Genomic DNA, 21,313 nt, shown 5'->3' with positions numbered 1-21,313 from the left:
TGGCCGAGCGCAGTTAACTCGCGCGCCCAATGATGCGCCGTCGCGCAGGCTTCCAGCCCGACGAGGCACGACGGAAGCCCTGCAAAGAAAGCGAGAACTTGGCCTCGTCGCAGTTGCTTGCGCATGATTACGCTGCCCGCCTCATCGACCGCATGCACCTGGAAAACCTTCTTTGCCAGATCAAGACCGATTGCTGTAATATTGCCCATGGATGGCTCCCATTACTGGTGATCTTCGACGACCACCATTATGGCACTCGATGCCGCGAGAGGGGGCCATCCACCCCATCAGTTGGCGGTTTCTTCATTGATCCTGCTTCAGCTTGCGTCGCCCCAGCCCGCCTTCATCAGGTCTGCTTCACGCTGTCCGCGATTGCGCGTTCAACTTCTGAGGCGAGAGCCGTCAAGTGATCAGCCAGCCTCGTAAACAGTTCTCGTTTCTTCGGGTCGGTCGCCAGGTCACGGATGAGGGCGCACTCCGCCGCTTCTGTGCGGAGCTTCTCCAACTGAGCCTGCATGTCTTTCACTGCGATCAGTTCCGTTCCCGAGCGGGAACCATACTGCTTGTGTGCGAAAGCAGACAGACCTGATTGCCAGTTTTTCCTAAGCTAGGGATGCTTAGGCTCCATTACCGCCAAGCAAACCTCCAACGGTCCCAGCATAGGGGTATGCTGGGGCCGTTTTTATTGGGCCTCAGCCTTGATCAGCCGCACGAAGGTCCCGCTCTCGTGCAGCTCGAGCCAACCTTTCTCGACCGCGTAGCGAATGCCGGCGCCGAATTCCGCGCCCGTCGCGTTGCAGCCATTCTTGGAGAGGAACGGCGCGTTGATCTTCTCGATGTGAATGCGACCGTTGACAGGCTCGACGCCGGCGGCGAGCTCGAGGAGCTTGCGCGCGGTGATTTGCGGATCTGCGAAGGGGCGGGGCTCGACGTGCTTCATTTGCTGGCGCGCTCGATGCGGGCCCGCTCCTTGGGTCTGGCCTCGGCCTCGCTGCGCGTCAGGAGGTCCGGCTGAAGTCGCCGGCCGGGCAGGTCGTCCCAGTAGAAATAGACGCTCGGCCGGTCGTCGGCGAAGCGGACCTCATAGCTGCCGGTGTCGGGAACGGCTTCGTGCTTCTTGATGGTGATGAGCGCGGTCATGGGGGTTGTGGGCGCTCTCACGTATTTGGATGTGCGAAATGGCTCCGGGGATTTCTCCGGGGATTTTGTGCTTCTCCTGGCGCCAATTGGCCCCTTTTGTCCGCACCTGTTCTCCAACCGGAACGCCGGACGATGCTCGACTCGACCAGTGCAGCTCAAGCCTTGGTTTTTGTTTGGCTATTTGCCTGCCGCGGCTGCCGATACCAGCAGGACTCGAACCTGCAACCAGAAAGCTTGCCGGCGCAGCGTCAAAACCCGCGACGTGTCATGTGCTTAGGCGGCCGCGGCAGCGTTTATTTACCAAGGCGCGGGCTGCATCGGTGAGGACGAGGTCGATGCCGTCATCCCCCTCGCGGGCCTGGACCAGTCCGAGCCCCACAAGCTCCGCTGCCGCTAGCAGGTTCTCCGCATTGACAAACCATTCGCCCTCCACCAGCGCGGCGTTCGTAAGGATTTCAAGCGCGCCGTCGCTCAGCGCGGGCCACCGGTGCATTATTTCGGCCTCGGTCTTTGAACGCATGGGCGGGGCTCCTAGCGAGTTTCCGGGTCGTGGGTCTCGCGGTGCCGACGTTCGGCCGGACTTCGACTGGAACGCCAAAGCGCCTGTCGGTGGCTTGGGCTACCGATAGCCACTTAAGAGACGACCCCGGCCGTGGGGGCTTTTGAAGTGTGGAAGGCCGGGGCCGCTGGAGGTGCTGGACTGCGTCGATCCAGCGACCCGAGCCTAGGAAAATTCGGCATTCAGCTCTGTTCGCTTTCACACCTTGGCAGTACAGTTCGCCTTCAGGGAACGGAATAGCTGCAATGAAAGACATGCAGGCTCAGTTGGAAAGACACGAGCAGACCCATCTACGATGGATCATACGCGCAACTGCACGATCCATTCCGAGCCGGGGAATCCGCGAGGCGACAAGCCTGACACTCCTGGCGTCAGGCACTTGAGGTGACCGCTGTCCAATTCAATGACAATTCGCGTCGGCGAAGAGCTCACAACCGTGCTGCTGATAACCGTTGCATCTCCCAGAAGGATTGGTAAATCGATGCCTTCGGGTGGAAAAGTGCTACGTTCAGCGCTGGTCCTCAGCCACACCTTGGCGCCAGTCTCAAGCGTCCACGCGCGCGTATGGCCTGCCCACTCCAACCGATTGTCCCCGCAGATTGCGGCGGCAATTTAGAGACTTTCGGCGACCGTACTTGACATCCGACAATACCCAGAGCCGCGGCTGGAAATCCAACCGGGGCCCCGCCGGTTCACGCTGGCGGCCCTCAATGGCAAGGCCGCTGTTCTGGAACAGCGGCCCTACCGGGTTTCAATAATTCCGAAATGAAACGGCTTTGCCAGCCCCGGTTTGGCAAGTTTTCCCAGTGAGTCGAGCTCCGTCAAGAACAAATGTTATTCGTCGGAAATCCTGTCGGCGCCCAATTTCGAGCCGGTGGTCCTCGCTCGGATTTGGAGGTAAGTTCCAAACCTGAAACCGAAAAAAAGAAAAGTGGGGCGTCATGCAGGACTATTTGGCCCAGATCGAAAAGCTCCGGAAGGACGCGGCTGAATGCGCCCGGATCCGCGACCTAGCTACCGATCAAGCGAAGCGCCAAGTGTTCGATCGCCTCGCTAATCATTTGACCGTGCTAGCAGATCAAGTTGAGATGGCGATGCTGGAGCGCAAAAGGGCTGGCGGTTGACTCAGATCGAGCAACCTTCCCGGCGCGAGCCATCGCCAGAAGATGAACTAGGGCCGCCCGGCTCACGCTGGCGGGCCTGCTCCTGGGCGCGATAATCTTGGGCGGCGAGCAACGCTTTGATCTGCGCCACCTTCTCATTGGCGCTGCTTGGCTCCTCCAGCGTCTTCCGGACGGCTTCGACCAACTCCTCTAATCGCACTCGATGCGCGAGTTCGGCCTCGTGCCGGAGGGCATCTGTGATCTCGTCGAGAGCAACCATGCGGCGAGTATTGCCGAATTTTCCCGGTGCGTCAAAGCGCCTTGCGGGCTCTGACCCTGATTGGCTCTGCAAAAGGCCGCCCCGAGCCTTTGCTCATGTCGTGCTTCGGTACCCCCTGATGGCAAGCCTCGGATTACCCCGCTCGAAATCGGGCCGGACATCGGCCCCGCGGCTTCCGCATCCCTGACAGATGAACCGCGGCTCGAGATCGGAGAGCCTTACATTGTCAGGCCAACGGTCGGGATCCAAGGCAACGTGATGGCCGCAATGGCAATAGACAAGGACGCCGCGCAAGCCCATCTCGCGCATCTCGCCGAAGGTGATCTTCATCGGGGCGCCCCTGGGCGTCACCTCTCTTACCCCACATCCGAACCGGCTTGTCCTGCATGCCAACCCTTCTCTGTAGGCTGATAACGCTCTCCCTGTTTCACCAGCCAGCCGCCTTCAACCATCTTCTCTGCCAAAGCCTTCGAGCATGCCGGCTGGTTGCTGCCGGGGTAATACAGGCCGTCTCTGCGCTCGACCATAAAGCCGTGGAGGCGCACCAGGCGAAGCGCTTTCAGCATGCCGGGAATGAGAACTACGGTCGTGCTCGTCATTGCTCTCCAAATGACGGCGCCACCGAACGTTCCCGAAGCCACTCGCAAAACCTGCGTCAAAGTGGTCCAGAACGCGTGCGAGCTTACTCCGACGTAATCCGCGCGTTAAATCTCCGACATTGTACCGGAATGGCAAGGAGTTGCTCTTGTTCGACTATCGAACGAAGAGATCGAACGCCTCTTGCAGCTTGTTGACATCAGCGATCCCCTGCGACGCCTAGCCGCTTGATTTTAGACTCCCGGTGGCCGCTCGTTTATTGCGGGCGGCCTTTTGTTCTTTTTACTGTGCGATTTGGGGTCTGCCATGGGCCGCAATACCGCTGTACCGCGTGCGACAAGTCGCGAAAGTTCGTCAGTAGCGAGCTAGCCGCCAAGCGGTACGAAATCCGATCGTATGAATGCCCGTCCTGCAAAGCGTGCTGCGCATGGTAGAGTGCACCGAACCGAGCATGTTTCCGCGCCGGTCGGGAACCTGCCCGATAGAGGCGACTTAGTTCGTTGGACGCTTTTCGAGGGCTTACCGATGGCGATCTATGCTTTCGCGGGCACAACGCCGCTGTTTCTTCCTGAACGATTTTTCGTCGGGCAGCTCGAAGGCTGGGTAGTGCTGGAGAATTTGGTCGGTGGACTACTGAAGCGAGCAGCGATAGCTGGCCACGGCGAACGGGATGCGGACACCGATGCGCTGGTGTTCAACGAGACATATACGTTTGACGATGGACACAGCGACACCTTGCATTGGACGATACGAAAAGGCGAGGCCGGCAAGTACACCGGATTGGAAAACCGGCTTGAAGGTGAGGCAGTAGGCGAGCAAGCCGGTTGCGCGTTCCATTGGAAGTACACGCGCGACACACCGCAAGCGGGCGGTAAGTCCATCAAGCTGAATTTCGACGATTGGTTCTATGCGATCGACGACAGGGTTTGCATCGTGCGAGGTAGCGCCGGGCGTGCGGGAATTCCGTTTGCGACGGCACACGTCACCTATCGGAAGCTATAGCTTCGCTTGGTTCAGTAGAGTCGGCCGGACGAACGGCTGGGCGAAAGTAACGTGCGCCCAACACGAACGACGGCACCAAATGGGACGGCACATACATCGGCCGCCGCAAAGGAATGACTTTCTATATGCCGGGAAGGTAGACCACGGCTTCTCGCCCGTTCCGAGAACCGGCCAATGGTTTACAATTGAGATAAAAACTCCTGAGAGTTCGGTAGGACCCCGCTCGCTAGTTTCCAAATTTTACCTTGCAGGAACAAACATCTGCTTCCGCCTGGGAGACTAGGGGTCGGAGGTTCAAATCCTCTCGCTCCGACCAATAATTTCAAAGGCTTATCCTCGAGCGGGCAGAGGCTATTCTTGCCCTTGGGGAAACTCCGCCAAACTTCGCTGTGGCGTCGGACATACCGCACCGGCCGAGCTGAGCAAGAGAATCGGGTCCAAGTCGCTGCCTATCGGTCCTCAAGAGAGATGACGCGCCAACCTTCTGGTTGCACCGAGACCGCCAGTCGCATCCGCGGCCGCATCGAGAACGTCTCGGATTGGGCCAAGAAGAAGCTCCCGGAAGATGACAACCCGGTGCGCTGGAAAAACCTGCTCGACAAGCTACTGCCGGGGCGGTCGAAGGGGTCTCACCGGTGGAGGCAGCACACGGCGTTGTCCTTTGCCGATCTGCCGTCATAGCTGAGACCGGCGCCGAACGAGATGTCGGAGATGGCTTTGGCGCATACCGTCTCGGACAAGGTCGAGGCAGCTTACCGCTGCTGCGATATGCGGGAGAAGCGCCGCCGGACGATGGCCGAATGGGCGGTCTATCGCGCTAGGAGTGTTGCAGGGCACGGGCAGCGACAGCTGAAGGTCAAACGCCTTTGTTGAATTCTCAGCTTTGAAAGTTTGCAGCACGGCTGACACCTCGGCGTCCGAGTCGATGCCGCGTTGAGCGACGGCATCGGCGACATCGGAAGTCGCGGCTCTGGACCAGCCCTCGATCGCGTTGAAGGCGACGATCCGGACGGGAGAGGTGTACTCGCCTGACTAGAAGCTTTCTCTTGCGGTGTACGTCACCGCCTCAATCTTGTTTCCATCGAGGTCGCGTACGAAGGCACCAAAATAATTCGCGTTGTAATTGTCTCGGATGCCGGGCGCCCCTTCGTCAGCGCCTCCAAGCGCAAGTGCGGTCGCGTGGAAGCGTCTCACTGTCTCGCGATCCGGTGCTTGAAAAGCTACGTGAGCGCCATTTCCGGCCGTTGCCGGTAGCCCGTCTATCGGGGTTTCGATGCTGAAAATGATATCCGAGGCGCCGTAGTGGAGCGAACGGTCCGAGCGCTTGAGGAGTCGCAGGCCGAGAAGGGACATCAGCGGATCGTAAAACGCTCTTGCGCTGTTCACATCGTTACTGCCAAGCGAGACGTGATGGATCATCTGGTCACCGTTTGAGGCAATACCGCCGCTTCAATCTCTCGGTCGTGGTCTCTGCGGCATAATGGATGCGCTCGAAGTCGGCTTCGTCCTTTGCAGTGACATGAAGCCTCCAGGCCACGTCGCGGGCCTCGCCAGCGTCGCATTCGACCTCGACAGAAACCACACGCTCGCCGCCCGGGAAGCTCCGAATCTGCTGAAGCGCCATAAGCTCCAAGTCGGTCTTCGAGATCGATGTTCTTGCCACCGCAGCGCTCCTCCCGCCGCGCCGTCCTTTCATCGGCGATCACTCGGCCAACCGACTGCGCGCAGAGATGTTCCTAGGGCGCTTGATGGCAGCTTAGGATCAATTGCCGCGATGCTCAGGCTCCGGCAATCGGCGCGCCGCAAAGCCAAACGCTGCCCGCGTTAGCGAGCATTCACGAGCACTTCGCATATCATTGCCGAAAGGGAGCCGAGCACGGCGGACTGGCCGACAGAGCTTAGCCCGCTGAACAAGGATGGCTGACCGCGGACAAGGGGTCTGAAGACGCCATCCGCACCGCGCACGGCGCGGTGAGGTCTACTAGCGCAGATTCTTCATCAGCAAGACGTCTCTCAATGAACTGATGTTCCAAGCTCGACAGCTTCGTCTCAAGCAGCCGTGGATATTATTTCGGTGCGCGCGAAAAGTGCCAATTTCTCGCATGTTGGCCCATCGCGTCAGTTAGGCCGATGCAGCGGTTTGTTGGAGTTGGGGGCAAAGCCGACCTGCCTTCGACACACGCCTGCGCACCGATGTTTCGAAGATGGCGCGGAGGCTGATCCCCTGCCGGAAGAACCGGAGCAATCCGCGCGAGAGGCGATGGCCTCGATGCCTGCAGCACCGACTTCCGACGCCAAGAAAGAGCCGCCGGCGCGCAAACGCGCAGAAGTTCCTCCGCAGGCGAAGCGGTGGACGAGGAGGCCAACCGAACCACGGCTGGCGTTCGACCGGCACGACTTCTTCACCGGCGGATGGTGGTGACCTGCAATATCCTGCTCCACGAAACGAGAAAGCCGCGCCCGTTCGGAGCGCGGCCTGACGGGGGCCTCAAGGGACGGCGCCGTATCACCAGTGGTGATGATGCCAGTGGTGCCGCACGACCGGATAGGCGCCGCGGTAATAGGCGTAGGCGGGCCGGACGACGCGACGGTACCGGTAGCCATAGGACACCGGCGCGGTGTAGTAGGTCGTGGCGTAGCCGCCACCCCAGCGGTAGGGCGCATCGTACCCATAGTCATAGGCGTAGGGTCCGCCATAGTATCCGGCGCCGTAATAGCCCGGGCCGTAATCGTAGTAGCCCGGCCCCCAGGCATACGCCGAGGAGGCAAGCCCGCCGATCACCGCGCCGGCGATCAGGCCGCCGGCTATACCCGGTCCCCAGCCACCTCGCCAATGAGCCTCGGCGGGCAACGTCGCCGCGATCGAGCCGAGACCGAGAGCGCCGACCGTCGCCGCCACCATTGCAATCTTCTTCATCGGATTCCTCCTCTCCACGTTTCTGGCCCCGGCCAGACAACGGGAAAATTAGGCAATGGTTGCTGGTTGTCCCGGTGCCGAGAGCAATGGGATGCTCCCTCGCCGAAAACTTTCGAGCTTAGAGCACAAACATTTCGACCGAAGACGGGTTCAATCCGCGTGCGGTGCGGCAACTTTCGGAGCTTGCCGTGCTGGACTTCGAGTGTAAGCTTGGTGGGATATTTGTCTGTGAGATTGCGCTACGATCATTTTTCCTTCGGGGGTCTCCCATGCTCGATCCTGCTACCACCGCGCTGTTGCGCGCGGTCCTGGATGAGGTCTGCGAAAGCGTTTCCCGGACCGAGACCGGCGCCCGTACCCACGTGGCTTCGAAAATCCTGGAAGCCGCGTCGAGAGGCGAGACGTCTGCGGACCACCTCAAGCAGGTCGGCCGCCAAGCGCTCTCCCAAGCGCCGACCATGTGGCGCTGACCGGCCGCGGAGGCACGGGTGAATTTCCAGGTCACAGTGCTGAAAATCCTGGTGAGCTACCCGGACGGATTTGCCGTGATGGCCGACCTCAAGCGCGACATGGCGATCCTGGCGACGAGCGGACGTGACTGGGCCGAACGCACCAAGCGGCTGGCGGCGCGCGTGCCCGACCTCGACATCTTTTCGCAAAGTCTCGTCGAGAGGCTCAACGGCGGCTGGCGCATCACCGACAAGGGGCGCTCGGTTCTCGAGATCATGGAGGCGCGGTCTGCTGCCGTGCCGGCTGCCGTGCCGCCTCCCATCCGGGCGACCAGTGACTCGACGCCTGCGGCGACACCGGCGGCATCTCCGGTCGCGACGGGCCGACGCAAGCGGGACCGGAAGCGGCGTCGACGCGATCTGGTCGCAGCGCGGGCAAGGGCCAAGGCCTCGTAACGGAGCCGTGCTTCCGGCCGCCGGTGCTCGGCGGGCGGCACCATTGCAGTAGCCCAACGATGGGTCGGGGCGACTCGGAGGAACGAGCCCGGTAGGACCGGGTTGATCCTTCGGGTCCGCGCGTCAATTGCGCGGCCCGCGTGGCTCCGCCCCCAAGTCCCAAAGAAACCCCAGGCAGGGCTGCGCCCACGCAACGCCTGCGACGATCTCATGATCGGAGGGCTTAGCCACGGCCCGTTGAGAGGGGTTTTCAAGAAATCCGCTCCGTGAGCTCCTTGCCTCGACCCCGCCACGAAGCCCGACCGAAGCGATCGGTCCCGGCAGCGAAGAGCACGCCGAGGCTGATCTGCTGATATACATCCGGAGCTGTAGACCGAACACACGAGGTCTCGTTCCGCGGCCCTTTTCGGCCTTCCAAGGCGGAACGTCGTGCGAACCGGTTGATTTAGGTACATGCATAGACTCTATCCGCTAATTCTGGAGCACCGGCTTCCCGCCGTCGTCCGCTACTGCATCTCCGCCTGCATCATGGTGATCTGCTCGGTGCTGCAGATGGGATTGCAGATGCAGACCGGCTCATCCGGCTACTTCCTGCTACTGCCGGGCGTGTTCCTCTCGGGCCTTATCTTCGACCGCGGCTCCGGAATCTTCGCCGCGGTGATCGCCGTCGGCGTGGGAGCCTACCTCAGCTACGCAGGCACCTACGGCGTCGACTATTTCGCGCCGAACGTTCTGTTCGCGATCACGGCCGCAGGCACCGCGGCCGTCGCCGAATTCCAGCGCGCCGAGCTCGAGCGCGTCATGCAGGCGGACAAGACGAAGACCGTCCTGCTGCAGGAATTGGCGCACCGGACGAAGAACAACCTGGCAGTGCTCAGCGCGATGATCCGGCTGGAGGCGAGGAATGGCGGCCCCGAGGCCGCCTCCGCGCTGGAGGCTACGGCGCGCCGCCTGCACGTCATGGCGGAGGTCTACGATCATCTTTCCCTCAAGCAGGACTCACGCCTCGTCAATATGCGGTACTTTCTCAACAACGTCGTCGAAAAAGTCTTCGAATCCTTGGCGCCTTCCGGGCCCGTCGCGTTTCAAGTGGTCTGCGACGAGGTATATCTGCCGAGCCAACAGGCGCTCGCCGTCGGCATCATTACGAACGAGCTCGTCACGAATACGCTGAAGTATGCCTTTCCCGGCGACAAGCCAGGGCAGGTCGCGGTCACACTCTCGACCAGTGACGGCATCGAGCTATCCGTCTGCGACAACGGCGTCGGACTCCGCAGCGACGCCGATCCCGGCGGCATGGGCTCGCGGATCGTCCTGCTGCTGACTCAGCAGCTCGACGGGCAGCTCACGTACGAACGGCTCGAATCCGGCCTGCGCGTGCGGCTGCGCGCGCAGCCTCGTTAGCTACCGGAAGCCATGTGTTCCACCGCGTACATGACCGGCGGTCATGCGGAGGCTTGGAAGTCGCGAGGACTGCCGCACCGATCCTCATCGAGACGCCGTTCGCGCCCGCGCAACTGCCCACGGCAATCTCGCAGCTTCCGAACATCGGTGGCGGCCCGGCGAACACCAGGCGAGTGCAAGGATCTCACTCAAGGCGATCAGTGCAGGGCGAAGATCGCGATCATCACCAGGCCTGCCCCGGTCACGCACCAGGAGGACAGATCAAGTATGCGCATGAAACGGCCCCCGAGCGCCCTGCCCGAGACGAGGATACATCGGGAACCCGGCCCCGGAAACATTTTCCGCCCCTCGTGAATTGAGGATGGGGCTGCGTTGGACGCGGGTCTTGTCATGCCCCTGATGCCGATAGGCGACGTCTTTCTCACGGTCGTGATCATGACCACCGCCTTCATAGCCGAGGTCGTTTTTTTTACCCTTCTCGGGATGTTCTGATGCCGAAGCCGCTGGCGCGAACTCCGGCCGCACCGATTTCCCCGACATCGCCGGCGGTGTAGCGCGGATCAAATCCGAGGGAGCAACGAAGGCGACTATGCGGTCGACACCGTCCCGCGCTCGCGCGGGCCAGAACGCTCGGACGGATCGCGGCCGATCTTGGAACGGAGCTCGACGAGGTCGGTGAAGACATCCGCCTGGCGGCGCAGTTCGTCGGCGATCATCGGCGGCTGGCTGGCGATGGTCGAGACCACTGTGATGCGGACGCCGCGCCGCTGCAGCGCCTCGACCAACGGTCGGAAATCGCCGGCGCCCGAGAACAGTACAATCTGGTCTACATGCCCGGCGAGCTCCATGGCATCGACCGCCAGTTCGATGTCCATGTTGCCCTTCACCTTGCGGCGGCCGTAGGCGTCAACGAATTCCTTCGTAGCCTTGGTGACCACGGTGTAGCCGTTGTAGTCGAGCCAGTCGATCAGCGGTCGGATCGAGGAATATTCCTGATCCTCGATGACCGCCGTGTAGTAGAAGGCGCGCAGCAGCGTGGCGCGGCCCTGGAATTCCTGCAGAAGGCGCTTGTAGTCGATGTCGAATCCCAGTGTCTTGGCGGTGGCGTACAGATTGGCGCCATCGATGAAAAGCGCGATCTTGTCAGGGGCGGATGACATTCGGGCGCCGCCGTAAATTTGAGCGATGCGGAGGATGCGCTTCCGCACAAGCTCAGGTCACCGAAATGGCTTGTGGTGAGCTGGCTAGGCTCACAATATTGCTTTCGTCCGGAAACTCGAGCCTCAACTCTAGAGTTACCTCCAATTATTTCAGCGTCCAAATCTTTTCCTCTGAGCGGTCTCTGTGCAGCTCACTGCGGATTGAACCTGCGGCCAGATGGCAAGACAGATTACAATGGAAGTCCCCCTGACGGTTTGAGAGTGGCGATGGCAGACCACTTCGCTGTTTTCGAGACCCACTTGAGAAAGCGCGGCCGAAGATGGACGTGGTACTTGTGCACGGCCGACGGCCGCTTGCTGATCCAGAGTTCGGAGGCCAGCCGGCCTGCCGCCAGATACAGGGCCAACCGGGCACTGTTTCAGATGCTGCTCGGCGCCGGTGCCGGATCGGTCCGGCTTTGCGAATCGGAAAAGAGCCGGCGTCGCTTGGGTCGCAGTCGTTCAGATAGCTGAGCAGAGCCAGCCTTAACTGGCCGAATTGCGGTTACGCGGCCGCCGCTCGGCCCGTGTCAGTGATCCGGTATTCGATATCGCCGGATGGAAGCGGTTCGGTTTCGACGAGACCCAGCTCCACCAGTCGAGCCACAATCTCATGGTCGAACATCGGCGGGCTGACCCAGGATTCGCCGAGAAGCTTCCTCAAAAATTCGCGCTCCAGATCGGTTAGTTCCATCCCGAACTCCGCTCGCCCAGAACAATGCCACCGAGGCTTTGCCAGGAACGGAGCCATCGTCCTCCCGTTGACTCCAGAAGACAACATCCGGGAGATCAACATGGCCATGGAAGATCGCGAGACCTTCAGCCTGATCGGAAGCGACAAGGTCGAGGGCACGAATGTCTACGGGGCCGACGGGGAAAAGGTCGGCTACATCGAGCGCGTCATGATCGACAAGGTCAGCGGCAAGGTATCGTACGCGGTGCTCAGCTTCGGCGGCCTGCTGGGCATCGGCGACGACCACTATCCGCTGCCTTGGCAGGCGCTGAAGTACGACACCAACCTCGGCGGCTACGTCACCGGCATCACCCAGGACCAGCTCCGCAGCGCTCCCAAATACGCCGACGAGAGCAGTTGGAATTGGAGCGATCCCGCGACCGCACGCTCCGTGAATGCCTATTACGGTGTGCCGGTGGCTTGAGGCGGCCAGGGCACTCGCGGGACAACGTGCCCGCAGTCACGCCAGACGATCCGCATCGGTTGTCGAGGAGACTTGAAAAGTGAGCAATCCCCTTCGTGTTCTCGTGGTCGAGGATGAAGCTCTGATCTGCAGCTTCATCGAGGACGCCTTGTCGGACGGCGGCTTCGAGGCCTGCTCGGTCCATTCGGGAGAGGCGGCGATGTCCACCTTTCGGGACGGCCGGAAGCAGTGTCGGGCGCTGCTGACGGACGTCAACCTGGGTGATGGCATCAGCGGATGGGAGCTGGCGCGGAAGATCAGGGAAATCACGCCTGACTTTCCGGTGGTCTACATGACGAGCGCCAGCGCGCCAGACTGGAAATCGCAGGGCGTCGATGGCAGCCTCCTGATTGAGAAGCCCTTTGCGCCGGCGCAATTGGCTGCCGCCGTCTCGCAGCTACTGGATACCCGGGCCTAGCCGGGTCGAACCGGGATCGTTGTGAGACCCCGATCCTTCGAGCAAGCCCGCAATGGTTGGCGGCGGATCCGCAGATCGTCAGCGTGGTGGCGATGCCTTGGCCGTGCATGCGGCCGCAGCGCGAGCCACCGCCATCCAATCCCGAAGCAGGCCTTTGTCCTCCTTAGAAAAAGACGCGCGCCGCTTGAGATCCTCCAGCGTCTCGCCGGGACGGCATCGCTCGAAATCCGCGCGGATCAGGGACTCGAGATAGGTCCGGTCCCAAGCGCCGCCTGAATCGAGATGTTGGCGTGAATCGGTCCTCATGATTGTCTCTCGGCGCACGCAGTCGGAGGCGCCCGGATGCGACACAACGGCAAGAGCGATCGTTTGGTTCACGAAGGGTTCTGCCCGTGTCGACGGTGACGGACGTCGTCAAGGCGGATCGGGCCAAGTGAGAGGCGCGCTCAAGCCGCCAAGGACGAGGAGGAGTGAGGCTCTCAAGCACTCGCCCGGTCCGGGTATGGCGTTCCATTCAGGGTCTGTGGCGGTATCGTTGCCGGCGACGGGACTGGCGGATCGTCGCCGGCGCACCAACTTCTTTGAAGGATGCCGCTGCAGAATATGGGGAGGGCGCGATGTCGATCGTCGCGAAGTTGCTTGAGCGGAAGGAACGGCTCCTGGCGCAACTGGAGAGCGGTCCCGGGCCGAACGAGCGCGAGAAAATCGAAAGGCAGCTTGCGCAGATCGAGACCGCACTGAGCTTGCTCGAACCGGGAGATGCCGTCGGTCGGGTGGACGAGTGACTCGGCTTTTGCCGTCGGTCAAAGTGCGCTCAGATCGTCCGGCACGTCCCCGAACTTCCGGATCAGCTTCGCGTCGCCGAAGTCCCCGGTTGCGTGCTCCCCGCTGCGGCTGAACGCGACGGCACCGGCGTGTCCGGGCTTGCGCGCCAGCGCCTCGGCCTGCATGACCGCGGCATTGGCGCTGAAGCACTCCGTCGCCTCGCCGGCAGCAACGCCGTCGTCGGAGAAAACGAACGGTAGAGCGACGTAGTAGGTCACTTCAGCCATCTGCCTCGTCCTTGCGTTCCCGAGACGGTGGGAGCCGTCCGCGGGCGTAGCCGGTCGACACCTTGGCCCGGAGCTCGTCGAGCTGCTGCTCCAGGAAGTCGTTCGCGACCAGGAGCGCCTTGACCGTCTCCCTTGCGTCGCCGCCACAGGCCGCTACCGCCTGGTCCGCAGCGAGGTCCAGGTCGGAGACGTGGAATGAGTTTTCGGGGGCTGCGGACATGGCCCATTGTTCCGTGTTTGTTCATGTCGAGTAGGGCGCGGGGCGGCCGCGGAGGGCATCGTCGGAAGATCGTATGGAGTGTCGGAACCGGGCCCACATGATCGTCTTGAATCCAGGCTGCGTATCCGGAGTATGGAAGTCATGGCACCGAGAGCCAACTGGAAGGGCTTTTTGCGTCTGTCCCTGGTCACCTGCCCAGTGGCACTCTACCCAGCCACCTCCGAGTCCGAGAAGATCTCGTTCAACCAGCTCAACCGGGCCACAGGGCACCGGATCAAATACCTCAAGGTCGATGCCGACACCGGAGACGAGGTGCCAAACGAGGACATCGTCAAAGGCTACGAACTCGACAAGGGCCAGTACATCGAGGTCAGCAAGGCGGAGCTCGAGGAGATCGCGCTGGAGTCGACGCGCACCATCGAGATCGACAAGACTGACATCGACCCGCGCTACCTCATCCGCCCCTACTACCTGCGTCCGGACGGCAAGGTCAGCCATGACGCCTTCGCCGTGATCCGCGAGATGGACAAGGTCGCGAAGTGCGATCGGAGCAGGAGTATTTCGAGGATATCCGCCATGCATTCTGATCGTTGATATCGCCGCGCCGACTACACCATCCGATCTGGCGCAGATTGCGCCGCACAAAGCTTTCAAGTCTGAACAAAAAGAAAGCCGCCAGGAATCGACCCTATAAGGCGGAACAACACTGTGGCCTCGAAATTAAGCCCCCATGGGAGCTGTAAAGGACATCCGCAAGCAGGCTGAGGTGGCTGAAAAGGCAGCCGCACGCGCTGCTGACGCCTTTGTGGCAAATCAGATGAAGACCTTGGCCGAGGCATTCCGGGCCCCAGGCCGAGACCATGAAAAAGAACAAAAAGAAGAAGAAATGAGCTTCACCGTCAAAGGCATGTGCAGGCACGGCGAGCTGGCGCACCGGAGGAAGACCGCCGAAGCGGCACTTACGAAAGCCAGGGAGCTTGCCAAGATAGGCTGTTACGACGTCCATATCATTACCCCAGAAGGTCGGGACTATGCCTCGTCCGAGTTCGGAGACCTTCCACGATCGGCCGTCGCATGGCGACCTATTCAGAAAACGAACACCCACCCGTGAGCTGGGCCTCGACAGTATTCGGGGCGACGCCAGGCAACGAGGTGTGTCGATGGACTTTTCCTGAACGTCCGCCGGCTGCTTGACGCACTGCCACTTGGTCGTAAGGCTGGGCGAGGGTACCCTTGCGACGGTGCCGCTTAGGCTTGGGGATCATTGATTGCGCTGACGCCGCGGCGGCAGAGGCTCGCTCGCGGTAGGCCGCCGTTGAAACGAAGTCTTGAAAGTTCGTGACTTCGGCCAGATACTTGATTGAGATCCTTGGCCACCAGAAATCCGAGGAGGACGATCATGGCAATCCAGATCGTGATGGATCGCAGCGGCGACAGCCGACATCATTTCAATGCCAACGACGCACAAGATCTGGCAAGAGCGGAGCAGCGGTTCTACGAGCTCACCGATGCCGGCTTCACCGCGTCGGTCCGGACGGGTCCAGGTCAGGTCTCGCAGATCCGATCGTTCGACCCAACTGCGAAGGAAACCGTCTTCTTCCCCAGATTGGTCGGTGGATAACCGAGACGGTCATGTTCGGATTTCGACCTTCGCGGGGCGGCCGCTGCCGAATGAAGGCGGCGAGAGCGCTCTTCATCCGGCACGGCGCCGAGGGCACGCCGGAGGGCCGATCGCTGCAACTCTTGCGGGAATGGCTGTCGCCAGCCCAGCGTGAACAGCTCGCCAGGAAGGGCTATTTCGAGGTGATCGGGAGCGACAGCGGCATTCGATACAGGATCCACGCCGGGGCCTCGGTCAACGTGTGCGAGATCGACGAGAGAGGTCGCCTACAGGTGGGACTGTGTTTCATGCCGATCGGCGCCCTGCCGATCGGAGACGTCATGCTCGCCCAAAAGATCGCGCTGGAAACATGCGAAGGCGAGGCTCGCACTGTGGCCCGGAGGTTCGCACCCAACCGTTTCCATTTCAGGCAAGCACGGCCTCTCGGGTAAGCCTAACCTCGCCCAGACCGCAGCGGAGCCGTTCTAGCTAGGCTGCTTTCTGCGGCGGCTTGGCCGCTGGCTTCTTGCTGCGCTTGGCCGTGACCTGGCTCGCTATGCGGCCTAAATTCAGCCGACGCGGTGGATTCATTTTGATCCGGCCCGAATTCAGAGCCGCCGATAGAAAGCACGATCTATTTCTGGCCGGCATGCGTTGGCAACGGCGGATGGGGTCGAGCCAAACCTATCGTGCCCGGAGCTTCCGCGCTGGCGCTGCGAGCGTCGACATTGTGCAAGATCGTCAAAAACGCTGTGACAACTGCAATAACGAAGCTGCAGCAAAGATAGCTAATACTGTACGGTGAGTATTCATCGCTGAACCCTTCTGCACCCCTAACCGATGAGCTGCCGCGGCAACTGAATTTTCTCGCACCCATTATGCCTAAGGCGATAATCGCTGTGTAAGGCGAACCCGTCTTCGGTGTGCTCATCCTTGAACAGGGTGTCGGCCATCACATCGAAGCCAATGCAGCAAGCAGACGGTCGAACGTGCTTGCGTCGACGATAAGCACCATGCCTGCGAGGTGCATGTGAGCAGACATTTCGCTGGTCAATTCGGATGGCGGCTAAGGCCAACCGCCTGACGCTGCTCATTGGCACTTCGAGATCATTCCTCAAGAACGTATCATTTCCCTTCGGTTCACGGGTTGCAATTGCGCCGCGGATTGACGCGCCTCACGTTCGCGCGGGGGGCGCGTTCAGAGGCGGGCCGCTCGATCTTGGATCGCAGCTCGACGAGGTCGGTGAACAAGTCCGCCTGGCGGCGGAGTTCGTCCGCGATCATCGGTGGCTGGCTGGCGATGGTCGAGACGACTGTGATGCGGACACCGCGGCGCTGCAGCGCCTCGACCAGCGGTCGGAAATCGCCGGCGCCCGAGAACAGTACAATCTGGTCTACATGCCCGGCGAGCTCCATGGCATCGACCGCCAGTTCGATGTCCATGTTGCCCTTCACCTTGCGGCGACGGCGCGCCGCCGCATCGACTGGGTCGTTGATATTCTGAAGTTTCCTCTGATCCACCTGGACAGCCGATCCAACTGGACGAATTGGCTGCATGGCGTTGGCATCGACGACGCCGATGTCACACACGGTCCCGTGCTCAATCGTGCGAGCATGGTTATCGATGCCGCGATCAACGGGCAGGGTATCGCTCTTGCTCGCACGACACTGGCGGCTTGGGATCTGATCAACGGTCGGCTGGTGTTGCCTGTCCTGGAGTCGTTGCCGCTGTCCAAGAGCTATTGGATAGTCGCCCTAAAGCGTCCGCGTCGCTGCCAAAGATTGACACCTTTCGCGACTGGCTGCTCGCGGAGGCGCCGAACGACCTACGCCAGCTCAAATCGCTCGGGGCCTCGAAGCCAAAGGGGCGGTAAAGCTGTCGTACCGCTTCTGCGCGATGACGCGCGGTACGATCTTGAGCAGGGGAACTCAGTCACTCGTCCAATGTTGGCGCGCTCTCACAGCGTCAGGAACAGAAGGCCCCATACTTTTGTTCTATCGTTCAGATTCAACGATGGAGAGGGCTATGACCACTACCAGGCTTATGATCTTGGGCGCGGTGCTCGCCTTCAGCACCAGCTCGGTGCTTGCCGGCCCCTGCAACACGGCAAGTCGCGATGCAGGATCAGGGAGCGTCCCGGGCTATACCGGACAAACCACCGGATCCACGGCAACTGATTCCAAGGAACATCCGCCGACATCTTCGATGAGCAAAGTCACGGAGCATACCGCAACATCGTCGGAAGACGCGCAGCGCCAGATGCAGAGCCAGCCTACCGCTGCCGAGCAATCAACGGCGACCCAACCCGCACCCTCCGCGCAGTCACCGGATAGGACGGCAGGCACGATCGAGCAGACACGCCCCGCGCCCACTGAACAATCAAAGAAGGCAACGGCTGGCGCGGCCGAGCCGGCACCGTCCCAGAAAAAGGCGGCGGACTGCTAGAAGCCCGGGAATAATACTTTGAATGGCGAGCGTACCGAGGGCTGGCCGAACGCTTAGCCCTCGACTAGCCCCGTCCCAAATCGAGCATGAACAATTCGACAAAGTTCGTGCACTCGAGAGAGCTTCATCTGCGCTGGTTGTCTGGGCCAGTGTCGATGCTTTCCACCCATGGCCCCGAGCAGGTGCCGTCACCATGTCGGCTGTCTGCGGGAGACCGGACATCGTGTGATGTCGGGGAACGATCGCTGTCTGTCTGCTTTCGGGGGGTGGACCAGATGCCGACCGCCTTTCCGCGAAAAGAGTATCAGTAGAGGATATGCCAGCGCGAGAATGAAGATCGCGTCGAACAAGTAGATCGTGAATCCTCGACCGAACGACGCTCGGGCCCCGAAGGTAAACTCTCGCGCGTTGGAGAACAGCATTGGCAGGTTGAGAAGGGGCGAGATGAAGTGACTGACCCAACTATCTCCGCAGGTGAAGCTTTGATGCTCCTCGGTCAAACTGCACCCGATAGTTTCCAGTATGGGATAAGCGATAAGCTCCAAGGGGCTACAACAACGGCAACTCCCACGATGCATAAGCAAAGCAGGCTTAGCCGAGGCGAATGCTGGCTTAACAGCGGCGAGCTGAGAAGGGATGACTGGCCTGTAGGTGTTCCTCATTTCGAGCCTCCCAAAGCAGAAGGCCAGCTCAAAGAGCCGGCCTTTACTTTTATTGATATTGATGAAGCTTATCAGTACCTGGCGATCGACGGGCCACCCCAACGGTAGTTCACGCGGACGAGGGCCATATCGACGTCCTGGCTGACGCGTTCGGTCTGAACGAACGCGCCGGCGAAGTTGAAGTCGACGTTACGATCGCCAAGGAAGATGTGATTGTACTCGACGCCCACCGACCAGTTCGGGGCGAAGCCAAATTCGACACCCGCGCCGACCGTTCCACCCCAGCGGGTGTCGCGGGCCGAACCGAAGACAGTGCCTGCACCCACGAATCCTGGCGCGACGATGAGGTCGTATTTGTCGTCGACTACGGCGGCACCACCCTTCACGTAGAACAAAACGTTATTCCAGGCATAGCCGATCTGGCCGGTAATCAGGCCGAACGCATCGATCCGCGTACGGTTCTGCTGACCTGGAGCAGTCGGGCTGATGTTGTTTCCGCTGAAGTCAGCCCAGTTGCCTTGGCCTTCCACGCCAAACACCCAATTGCTGGACTGCCAGCGGTAGCCGACCTGACCACCGATCGTGCCGCCCGATGAGTCATGACAGCCGTCGTCAACCAGCGTGCCGACGACCGGCGTGACGAAGTCCCAGCAATTGCGGCTCGTACCCCAGCCGCCGTTGATGCCGATGTAGAAGCCGCTCCAGTCGTAGATGGCGGCGACCATCGGCGGCGGAGCCTTGGTATAGGGACGTGCAGCGAGATCCGCCGCACTGGCGGGAGCCGCCAGACCCAGAGCTAATGTTCCGGCCGCGGCCGCGATAAGTTTCTTCATTCCAGTCTCCCCAGAGATAACGAGTTCATTGAATCGGCGTGTTTGCCCACCTGCCGATCAACGGTACGTCGGTCCCGCGTACGTTGCTGTAGCTGGCTTGCCACACCGGGGGTCAAAGGCGGGATGGAGATTCTTCATTTTCATTAAGTTGTTGGGAACTAAAATCCCGTTGGCGTGCACATCGAGCGAATGCGGCGCCAAATCTTTCCTTCAATATCAAAACCTGGCCTGCTCGCTCTTCACATCCAATACAACGGCCTCGTAAATGGCTCGCCTATTACCGAATTACCGCAGAGGGCCGCATTGCTTGGAGCGGATAACGGTACAACTCACGAGCAACATGCGCTCTCCCTCGCAGAAGCTTAGGGACATTCTGCCGTTAGGTCAGCGCGTCTGTATTTTCCGAATCGACAGTTCATGGTCGCTCAGCCACGCGCCACGTTCAGGGGTGTAGGAGTGAGCCAGTTTCTGTCGACGCTTCTGCTAGTTACCGCGGTAGTTTTGACCGTCTGCTTTGGAGTGGCGGCGTGGCGCCTCTCTGACGAGAAGGACATCGACGTCACTGGCCAAATTCCGCGCCAGTCCTATGGCTGGAAACCGACGTCGAGGAATTGAGCGGGCCGCACCGCACGCGGCGCGAACAGCGTGAGGAAGCTTGCGTTGTGGCCGTCCAAGATGCGCGTGCACGGACGGTCGCTGTAGCGCACTCCTGGCCGATCGAAGCAAACGACGCGATGTTGTGGGCTAGGCGGTCGATCAAACTGCTTAGGACGAGATTTCGATCATGTGCCGCTCCGGACCACGCAAGGCGCGGCGGCATTGCCCCATTCGCACTCGGTAAAGACGCCGATCGGCGGATGATTTCGCTCCGCTGCCACACGAAACGCGATGTTGCCGAGGATCAGAACGACGAGTCCGGCCAAAAGATCAGCAGCACAGATTCGGTTGTGCTATGTTCGCGATGGCGGGTATTACCTCGGATCAGCGGCGCCGAGCCCGCTAAGATGGCCGATGCTCATTCCGCTCCCTCGTTGTGAGCGGCGCTCTCCAGCCGAAAGCAAGCAATCGGCGCGTGCGTGATCCGCATTTGCGTCCATCCTTTGCCGCAGCAGGTTTGCAGTTATCGTTCCGGCAGAGCCGTGAGCTCTCGGGGCGGCTTGATGCGCCAGAACGGATATGCCGCCAGTTCGTTCGATTGCTGCCCGAACATATCGACCCGTCTGCTTGTAAACTCCGTAATGACGCCGAAAAATTCAGTTGGTGACCTGATCGTCGCAAGTCTCAGGCCGAATTCAAAAGCAAATTGCGCGTTGGCCCCGGCTATCTCAAGAAGCTTCGCTTGATACGCCTGCATGTTTGCCGTCGCCAAAGCAAAGCCTTTCGTTGGATCGCTATCGGTCATGCTCTGACTGAGGTCATCTGGTAAGGCATCCACCCGAGGCTCAATGATAGGAACCTCGTAGTTAGGATCATCATGAAGCTCAGGCGGGCTTCTAACAATGGCCTGCTTGTTCCGTTGGGCCCGCGCGGCCATTTTCGGATTGCGGGCGCGCTTTGGCGCTGTCGCCGGTTTGCGTTTGCTCATCTGACGCTCCAAGAAATGGGGAGGCGACCACAACGGTCATTTCTGAGAGGACAACAGGCTTTGTGACGTGGCGTTCCAAACCGTGCGTTGTTGGAGTCCCGCATGAACTGAGATCATTGCACGTTCTGCGATGCCGCCGATGATTTTAGGTAGCAACTCCAACCAACGAACGTCTAACTGGCGATCTTCCTGACC

At 60.7% G+C, this 21,313-nt stretch carries 30 protein-coding genes and 3 pseudogenes; 14 read left to right on the top strand and 19 right to left on the bottom strand.

Going from position 1 to position 21,313, the window contains the following annotated elements:
* The 5 genes and pseudogenes from E4K65_RS44720 to E4K65_RS44700 form a co-directional block, all read right to left on the bottom strand.
* Window positions 1-209 (bottom strand): annotated as a pseudogene (locus E4K65_RS44720) (IS110 family transposase); the annotation flags it as partial.
* Between the two features lie 137 nt (window positions 210-346).
* A complete protein-coding gene (locus E4K65_RS44715; RefSeq protein WP_135179509.1) occupies window positions 347-526 on the bottom strand; it encodes a hypothetical protein in 180 nt (59 codons plus the stop codon).
* Between the two features lie 156 nt (window positions 527-682).
* Entirely contained in the window at window positions 683-940 is a 258-nt protein-coding gene (locus E4K65_RS48020; RefSeq protein WP_167771667.1) for a hypothetical protein, read from the bottom strand.
* A complete protein-coding gene (locus E4K65_RS44705) occupies window positions 937-1,140 on the bottom strand; it encodes a hypothetical protein (RefSeq protein WP_135179508.1) in 204 nt (67 codons plus the stop codon). Before E4K65_RS44705 ends, E4K65_RS48020 begins: the two co-directional genes overlap by 4 nt.
* Window positions 1,141-1,405: 265 nt before the next feature.
* Complete coding sequence (locus E4K65_RS44700; protein ID WP_135179507.1) at window positions 1,406-1,660, bottom strand: hypothetical protein; 255 nt, start codon at window positions 1,658-1,660, stop codon at window positions 1,406-1,408.
* A gap of 980 nt (window positions 1,661-2,640) precedes the next feature.
* Here E4K65_RS44700 and E4K65_RS44695 point away from each other — a divergent pair.
* Entirely contained in the window at window positions 2,641-2,823 is a 183-nt protein-coding gene (locus E4K65_RS44695; protein WP_135179506.1) for a hypothetical protein, read from the top strand.
* Window position 2,824: 1 nt separating this feature from the next.
* Here the strand turns inward: E4K65_RS44695 and E4K65_RS44690 are convergent, their stop codons facing one another.
* The 3 genes from E4K65_RS44690 to E4K65_RS44680 form a co-directional block, all read right to left on the bottom strand.
* Entirely contained in the window at window positions 2,825-3,082 is a 258-nt protein-coding gene (locus E4K65_RS44690; RefSeq protein WP_135179505.1) for a hypothetical protein, read from the bottom strand.
* A 93-nt stretch (window positions 3,083-3,175) separates the two neighbouring features.
* Window positions 3,176-3,412 (bottom strand): hypothetical protein, encoded by a 237-nt coding sequence (locus E4K65_RS44685; RefSeq protein WP_135179504.1) that lies wholly within the window; start codon window positions 3,410-3,412, stop codon window positions 3,176-3,178.
* 26 nt (window positions 3,413-3,438) lie between these two features.
* Window positions 3,439-3,681: a hypothetical protein gene (locus E4K65_RS44680; protein WP_135179503.1), complete on the bottom strand. Its 243-nt coding sequence runs from the start codon at window positions 3,679-3,681 to the stop codon at window positions 3,439-3,441.
* Between the two features lie 523 nt (window positions 3,682-4,204).
* Between E4K65_RS44680 and E4K65_RS44675 the strand changes: the two genes are divergently transcribed.
* A complete protein-coding gene (locus E4K65_RS44675; RefSeq protein WP_135179502.1) occupies window positions 4,205-4,681 on the top strand; it encodes a DUF3833 family protein in 477 nt (158 codons plus the stop codon).
* A gap of 468 nt (window positions 4,682-5,149) precedes the next feature.
* Window positions 5,150-5,362: a hypothetical protein gene (locus E4K65_RS48015; RefSeq protein ID WP_167771666.1), complete on the top strand. Its 213-nt coding sequence runs from the start codon at window positions 5,150-5,152 to the stop codon at window positions 5,360-5,362.
* A 351-nt stretch (window positions 5,363-5,713) separates the two neighbouring features.
* On the opposite strand, the gene E4K65_RS44670 is transcribed toward E4K65_RS48015, so the two are convergent.
* The 3 genes from E4K65_RS44670 to E4K65_RS44660 form a co-directional block, all read right to left on the bottom strand.
* A complete protein-coding gene (locus E4K65_RS44670) occupies window positions 5,714-6,100 on the bottom strand; it encodes a VOC family protein (protein ID WP_135179501.1) in 387 nt (128 codons plus the stop codon).
* A gap of 4 nt (window positions 6,101-6,104) precedes the next feature.
* Window positions 6,105-6,377, bottom strand: coding sequence for a hypothetical protein (locus E4K65_RS44665; protein ID WP_135179500.1), 273 nt, complete (start codon window positions 6,375-6,377; stop codon window positions 6,105-6,107).
* An 810-nt stretch (window positions 6,378-7,187) separates the two neighbouring features.
* Window positions 7,188-7,598, bottom strand: a complete 411-nt coding sequence (locus E4K65_RS44660; protein WP_209312156.1) for a hypothetical protein — start codon at window positions 7,596-7,598, stop codon at window positions 7,188-7,190.
* Between the two features lie 269 nt (window positions 7,599-7,867).
* Here E4K65_RS44660 and E4K65_RS44655 point away from each other — a divergent pair, with 269 nt between their 5' ends.
* From E4K65_RS44655 to E4K65_RS49245, 3 genes are all read left to right on the top strand, one after another.
* Complete coding sequence (locus E4K65_RS44655) at window positions 7,868-8,068, top strand: hypothetical protein (RefSeq protein WP_135179499.1); 201 nt, start codon at window positions 7,868-7,870, stop codon at window positions 8,066-8,068.
* 18 nt (window positions 8,069-8,086) lie between these two features.
* Window positions 8,087-8,503 (top strand): hypothetical protein, encoded by a 417-nt coding sequence (locus E4K65_RS44650; RefSeq protein ID WP_135179498.1) that lies wholly within the window; start codon window positions 8,087-8,089, stop codon window positions 8,501-8,503.
* Between the two features lie 453 nt (window positions 8,504-8,956).
* Complete coding sequence (locus tag E4K65_RS49245) at window positions 8,957-9,907, top strand: sensor histidine kinase (RefSeq protein WP_135179497.1); 951 nt, start codon at window positions 8,957-8,959, stop codon at window positions 9,905-9,907.
* 587 nt (window positions 9,908-10,494) lie between these two features.
* Here the strand turns inward: E4K65_RS49245 and E4K65_RS44640 are convergent.
* Together E4K65_RS44640 and E4K65_RS48005 are read right to left on the bottom strand one after the other, a co-directional pair.
* Window positions 10,495-11,067 (bottom strand): LabA-like NYN domain-containing protein, encoded by a 573-nt coding sequence (locus E4K65_RS44640; RefSeq protein ID WP_135179496.1) that lies wholly within the window; start codon window positions 11,065-11,067, stop codon window positions 10,495-10,497.
* A 544-nt stretch (window positions 11,068-11,611) separates the two neighbouring features.
* Window positions 11,612-11,800, bottom strand: a complete 189-nt coding sequence (locus tag E4K65_RS48005) for a hypothetical protein (RefSeq protein ID WP_167771665.1) — start codon at window positions 11,798-11,800, stop codon at window positions 11,612-11,614.
* A 100-nt stretch (window positions 11,801-11,900) separates the two neighbouring features.
* Here E4K65_RS48005 and E4K65_RS44630 point away from each other — a divergent pair, with 100 nt between their 5' ends.
* Both E4K65_RS44630 and E4K65_RS44625 read left to right on the top strand, forming a co-directional pair.
* Entirely contained in the window at window positions 11,901-12,263 is a 363-nt protein-coding gene (locus E4K65_RS44630) for a PRC-barrel domain-containing protein (protein WP_135179495.1), read from the top strand.
* A 79-nt stretch (window positions 12,264-12,342) separates the two neighbouring features.
* The gene (locus E4K65_RS44625; RefSeq protein ID WP_135179494.1) at window positions 12,343-12,720 is read left to right on the top strand and encodes a response regulator; all 378 of its coding nucleotides are present in this window, start codon (window positions 12,343-12,345) and stop codon (window positions 12,718-12,720) included.
* 78 nt (window positions 12,721-12,798) lie between these two features.
* On the opposite strand, the gene E4K65_RS44620 is transcribed toward E4K65_RS44625, so the two are convergent.
* Entirely contained in the window at window positions 12,799-13,098 is a 300-nt protein-coding gene (locus E4K65_RS44620; protein WP_235886022.1) for a hypothetical protein, read from the bottom strand.
* A 239-nt stretch (window positions 13,099-13,337) separates the two neighbouring features.
* On the opposite strand from E4K65_RS44620, the gene E4K65_RS48000 reads away from it, so the two are divergent.
* The gene (locus E4K65_RS48000) at window positions 13,338-13,505 is read left to right on the top strand and encodes a hypothetical protein (RefSeq protein WP_167771664.1); all 168 of its coding nucleotides are present in this window, start codon (window positions 13,338-13,340) and stop codon (window positions 13,503-13,505) included.
* Between the two features lie 18 nt (window positions 13,506-13,523).
* On the opposite strand, the gene E4K65_RS44615 is transcribed toward E4K65_RS48000, so the two are convergent.
* Together E4K65_RS44615 and E4K65_RS44610 are read right to left on the bottom strand one after the other, a co-directional pair.
* Window positions 13,524-13,772: a hypothetical protein gene (locus tag E4K65_RS44615; RefSeq protein ID WP_135179493.1), complete on the bottom strand. Its 249-nt coding sequence runs from the start codon at window positions 13,770-13,772 to the stop codon at window positions 13,524-13,526.
* Window positions 13,765-13,992: a hypothetical protein gene (locus E4K65_RS44610; protein WP_135179492.1), complete on the bottom strand. Its 228-nt coding sequence runs from the start codon at window positions 13,990-13,992 to the stop codon at window positions 13,765-13,767. Before E4K65_RS44610 ends, E4K65_RS44615 begins: the two co-directional genes overlap by 8 nt.
* A 141-nt stretch (window positions 13,993-14,133) precedes the next feature.
* On the opposite strand from E4K65_RS44610, the pseudogene E4K65_RS44605 reads away from it, so the two are divergent.
* The 4 genes and pseudogenes from E4K65_RS44605 to E4K65_RS44590 form a co-directional block, all read left to right on the top strand.
* A pseudogene (locus E4K65_RS44605) lies at window positions 14,134-14,529 on the top strand (Ku protein); the annotation flags it as partial.
* 193 nt (window positions 14,530-14,722) lie between these two features.
* Window positions 14,723-15,103 carry a hypothetical protein gene (locus E4K65_RS47995; RefSeq protein ID WP_167771662.1) on the top strand — a complete coding sequence of 127 codons (381 nt, stop codon included), beginning with the start codon at window positions 14,723-14,725 and terminating at the stop codon, window positions 15,101-15,103.
* 288 nt (window positions 15,104-15,391) lie between these two features.
* On the top strand, window positions 15,392-15,613 hold the full coding sequence (locus E4K65_RS44595; protein ID WP_135179490.1) for a hypothetical protein: 222 nt from the start codon (window positions 15,392-15,394) through the stop codon (window positions 15,611-15,613).
* A gap of 50 nt (window positions 15,614-15,663) precedes the next feature.
* Window positions 15,664-16,044, top strand: a complete 381-nt coding sequence (locus E4K65_RS44590) for a hypothetical protein (protein ID WP_167771663.1) — start codon at window positions 15,664-15,666, stop codon at window positions 16,042-16,044.
* 733 nt (window positions 16,045-16,777) lie between these two features.
* On the opposite strand, the pseudogene E4K65_RS44585 reads toward E4K65_RS44590, so the two are convergent.
* Window positions 16,778-17,065, bottom strand: a pseudogene (locus tag E4K65_RS44585) (NYN domain-containing protein); the annotation flags it as partial.
* Window positions 17,066-17,618: 553 nt separating this feature from the next.
* Between E4K65_RS44585 and E4K65_RS48325 the strand changes: the two are divergent.
* On the top strand, window positions 17,619-18,038 hold the full coding sequence (locus E4K65_RS48325) for a hypothetical protein (RefSeq protein ID WP_209312155.1): 420 nt from the start codon (window positions 17,619-17,621) through the stop codon (window positions 18,036-18,038).
* Window positions 18,039-18,771: 733 nt separating this feature from the next.
* Here the strand turns inward: E4K65_RS48325 and E4K65_RS44570 are convergent.
* Both E4K65_RS44570 and E4K65_RS44555 read right to left on the bottom strand, forming a co-directional pair.
* Window positions 18,772-19,533, bottom strand: a complete 762-nt coding sequence (locus E4K65_RS44570; protein WP_135179488.1) for an outer membrane protein — start codon at window positions 19,531-19,533, stop codon at window positions 18,772-18,774.
* A 1,120-nt stretch (window positions 19,534-20,653) separates the two neighbouring features.
* Entirely contained in the window at window positions 20,654-21,118 is a 465-nt protein-coding gene (locus E4K65_RS44555; RefSeq protein WP_135179486.1) for a phasin family protein, read from the bottom strand.
* Between the last annotated feature and the right edge of the window lie 195 nt (window positions 21,119-21,313).

The sequence above is a fragment of the Bradyrhizobium niftali genome, from assembly GCF_004571025.1.
Classification (GTDB): domain Bacteria; phylum Pseudomonadota; class Alphaproteobacteria; order Rhizobiales; family Xanthobacteraceae; genus Bradyrhizobium; species Bradyrhizobium niftali.
The sequence above is the reverse complement of the archived record's forward strand: the minus strand, read 5'-3'. Positions and strand labels throughout refer to the sequence as shown.

What these genes read in the sequence shown, in the direction of transcription:
- E4K65_RS44665 (WP_135179500.1), bottom strand. Translation starts at nt 6,377, where the DNA reads ATGAAAGGACGGCGCGGCGGGAGGAGCGCTGCGGTGGCAAGAACATCG.
- E4K65_RS44705 (WP_135179508.1), bottom strand. Translation starts at nt 1,140, where the DNA reads ATGACCGCGCTCATCACCATCAAGAAGCACGAAGCCGTTCCCGACACC.
- E4K65_RS48000 (WP_167771664.1), top strand. Translation starts at nt 13,338, where the DNA reads ATGTCGATCGTCGCGAAGTTGCTTGAGCGGAAGGAACGGCTCCTGGCG.
- E4K65_RS44655 (WP_135179499.1), top strand. Translation starts at nt 7,868, where the DNA reads ATGCTCGATCCTGCTACCACCGCGCTGTTGCGCGCGGTCCTGGATGAG.
- E4K65_RS44640 (WP_135179496.1), bottom strand. Translation starts at nt 11,067, where the DNA reads ATGTCATCCGCCCCTGACAAGATCGCGCTTTTCATCGATGGCGCCAAT.
- E4K65_RS48005 (WP_167771665.1), bottom strand. Translation starts at nt 11,800, where the DNA reads ATGGAACTAACCGATCTGGAGCGCGAATTTTTGAGGAAGCTTCTCGGC.
- E4K65_RS47995 (WP_167771662.1), top strand. Translation starts at nt 14,723, where the DNA reads ATGGGAGCTGTAAAGGACATCCGCAAGCAGGCTGAGGTGGCTGAAAAG.
- E4K65_RS49245 (WP_135179497.1), top strand. Translation starts at nt 8,957, where the DNA reads ATGCATAGACTCTATCCGCTAATTCTGGAGCACCGGCTTCCCGCCGTC.
- E4K65_RS44675 (WP_135179502.1), top strand. Translation starts at nt 4,205, where the DNA reads ATGGCGATCTATGCTTTCGCGGGCACAACGCCGCTGTTTCTTCCTGAA.
- E4K65_RS44685 (WP_135179504.1), bottom strand. Translation starts at nt 3,412, where the DNA reads ATGAAGATCACCTTCGGCGAGATGCGCGAGATGGGCTTGCGCGGCGTC.
- E4K65_RS44590 (WP_167771663.1), top strand. Translation starts at nt 15,664, where the DNA reads ATGAAGGCGGCGAGAGCGCTCTTCATCCGGCACGGCGCCGAGGGCACG.
- E4K65_RS44630 (WP_135179495.1), top strand. Translation starts at nt 11,901, where the DNA reads ATGGCCATGGAAGATCGCGAGACCTTCAGCCTGATCGGAAGCGACAAG.
- E4K65_RS44695 (WP_135179506.1), top strand. Translation starts at nt 2,641, where the DNA reads ATGCAGGACTATTTGGCCCAGATCGAAAAGCTCCGGAAGGACGCGGCT.
- E4K65_RS44610 (WP_135179492.1), bottom strand. Translation starts at nt 13,992, where the DNA reads ATGTCCGCAGCCCCCGAAAACTCATTCCACGTCTCCGACCTGGACCTC.
- E4K65_RS48325 (WP_209312155.1), top strand. Translation starts at nt 17,619, where the DNA reads ATGACCACTACCAGGCTTATGATCTTGGGCGCGGTGCTCGCCTTCAGC.
- E4K65_RS48015 (WP_167771666.1), top strand. Translation starts at nt 5,150, where the DNA reads ATGACGCGCCAACCTTCTGGTTGCACCGAGACCGCCAGTCGCATCCGC.
- E4K65_RS44690 (WP_135179505.1), bottom strand. Translation starts at nt 3,082, where the DNA reads ATGGTTGCTCTCGACGAGATCACAGATGCCCTCCGGCACGAGGCCGAA.
- E4K65_RS44615 (WP_135179493.1), bottom strand. Translation starts at nt 13,772, where the DNA reads ATGGCTGAAGTGACCTACTACGTCGCTCTACCGTTCGTTTTCTCCGAC.
- E4K65_RS44660 (WP_209312156.1), bottom strand. Translation starts at nt 7,598, where the DNA reads ATGAAGAAGATTGCAATGGTGGCGGCGACGGTCGGCGCTCTCGGTCTC.
- E4K65_RS44670 (WP_135179501.1), bottom strand. Translation starts at nt 6,100, where the DNA reads ATGATCCATCACGTCTCGCTTGGCAGTAACGATGTGAACAGCGCAAGA.
- E4K65_RS44570 (WP_135179488.1), bottom strand. Translation starts at nt 19,533, where the DNA reads ATGAAGAAACTTATCGCGGCCGCGGCCGGAACATTAGCTCTGGGTCTG.
- E4K65_RS44680 (WP_135179503.1), bottom strand. Translation starts at nt 3,681, where the DNA reads ATGACGAGCACGACCGTAGTTCTCATTCCCGGCATGCTGAAAGCGCTT.
- E4K65_RS44555 (WP_135179486.1), bottom strand. Translation starts at nt 21,118, where the DNA reads ATGAGCAAACGCAAACCGGCGACAGCGCCAAAGCGCGCCCGCAATCCG.
- E4K65_RS44700 (WP_135179507.1), bottom strand. Translation starts at nt 1,660, where the DNA reads ATGCGTTCAAAGACCGAGGCCGAAATAATGCACCGGTGGCCCGCGCTG.
- E4K65_RS44595 (WP_135179490.1), top strand. Translation starts at nt 15,392, where the DNA reads ATGGCAATCCAGATCGTGATGGATCGCAGCGGCGACAGCCGACATCAT.
- E4K65_RS48020 (WP_167771667.1), bottom strand. Translation starts at nt 940, where the DNA reads ATGAAGCACGTCGAGCCCCGCCCCTTCGCAGATCCGCAAATCACCGCG.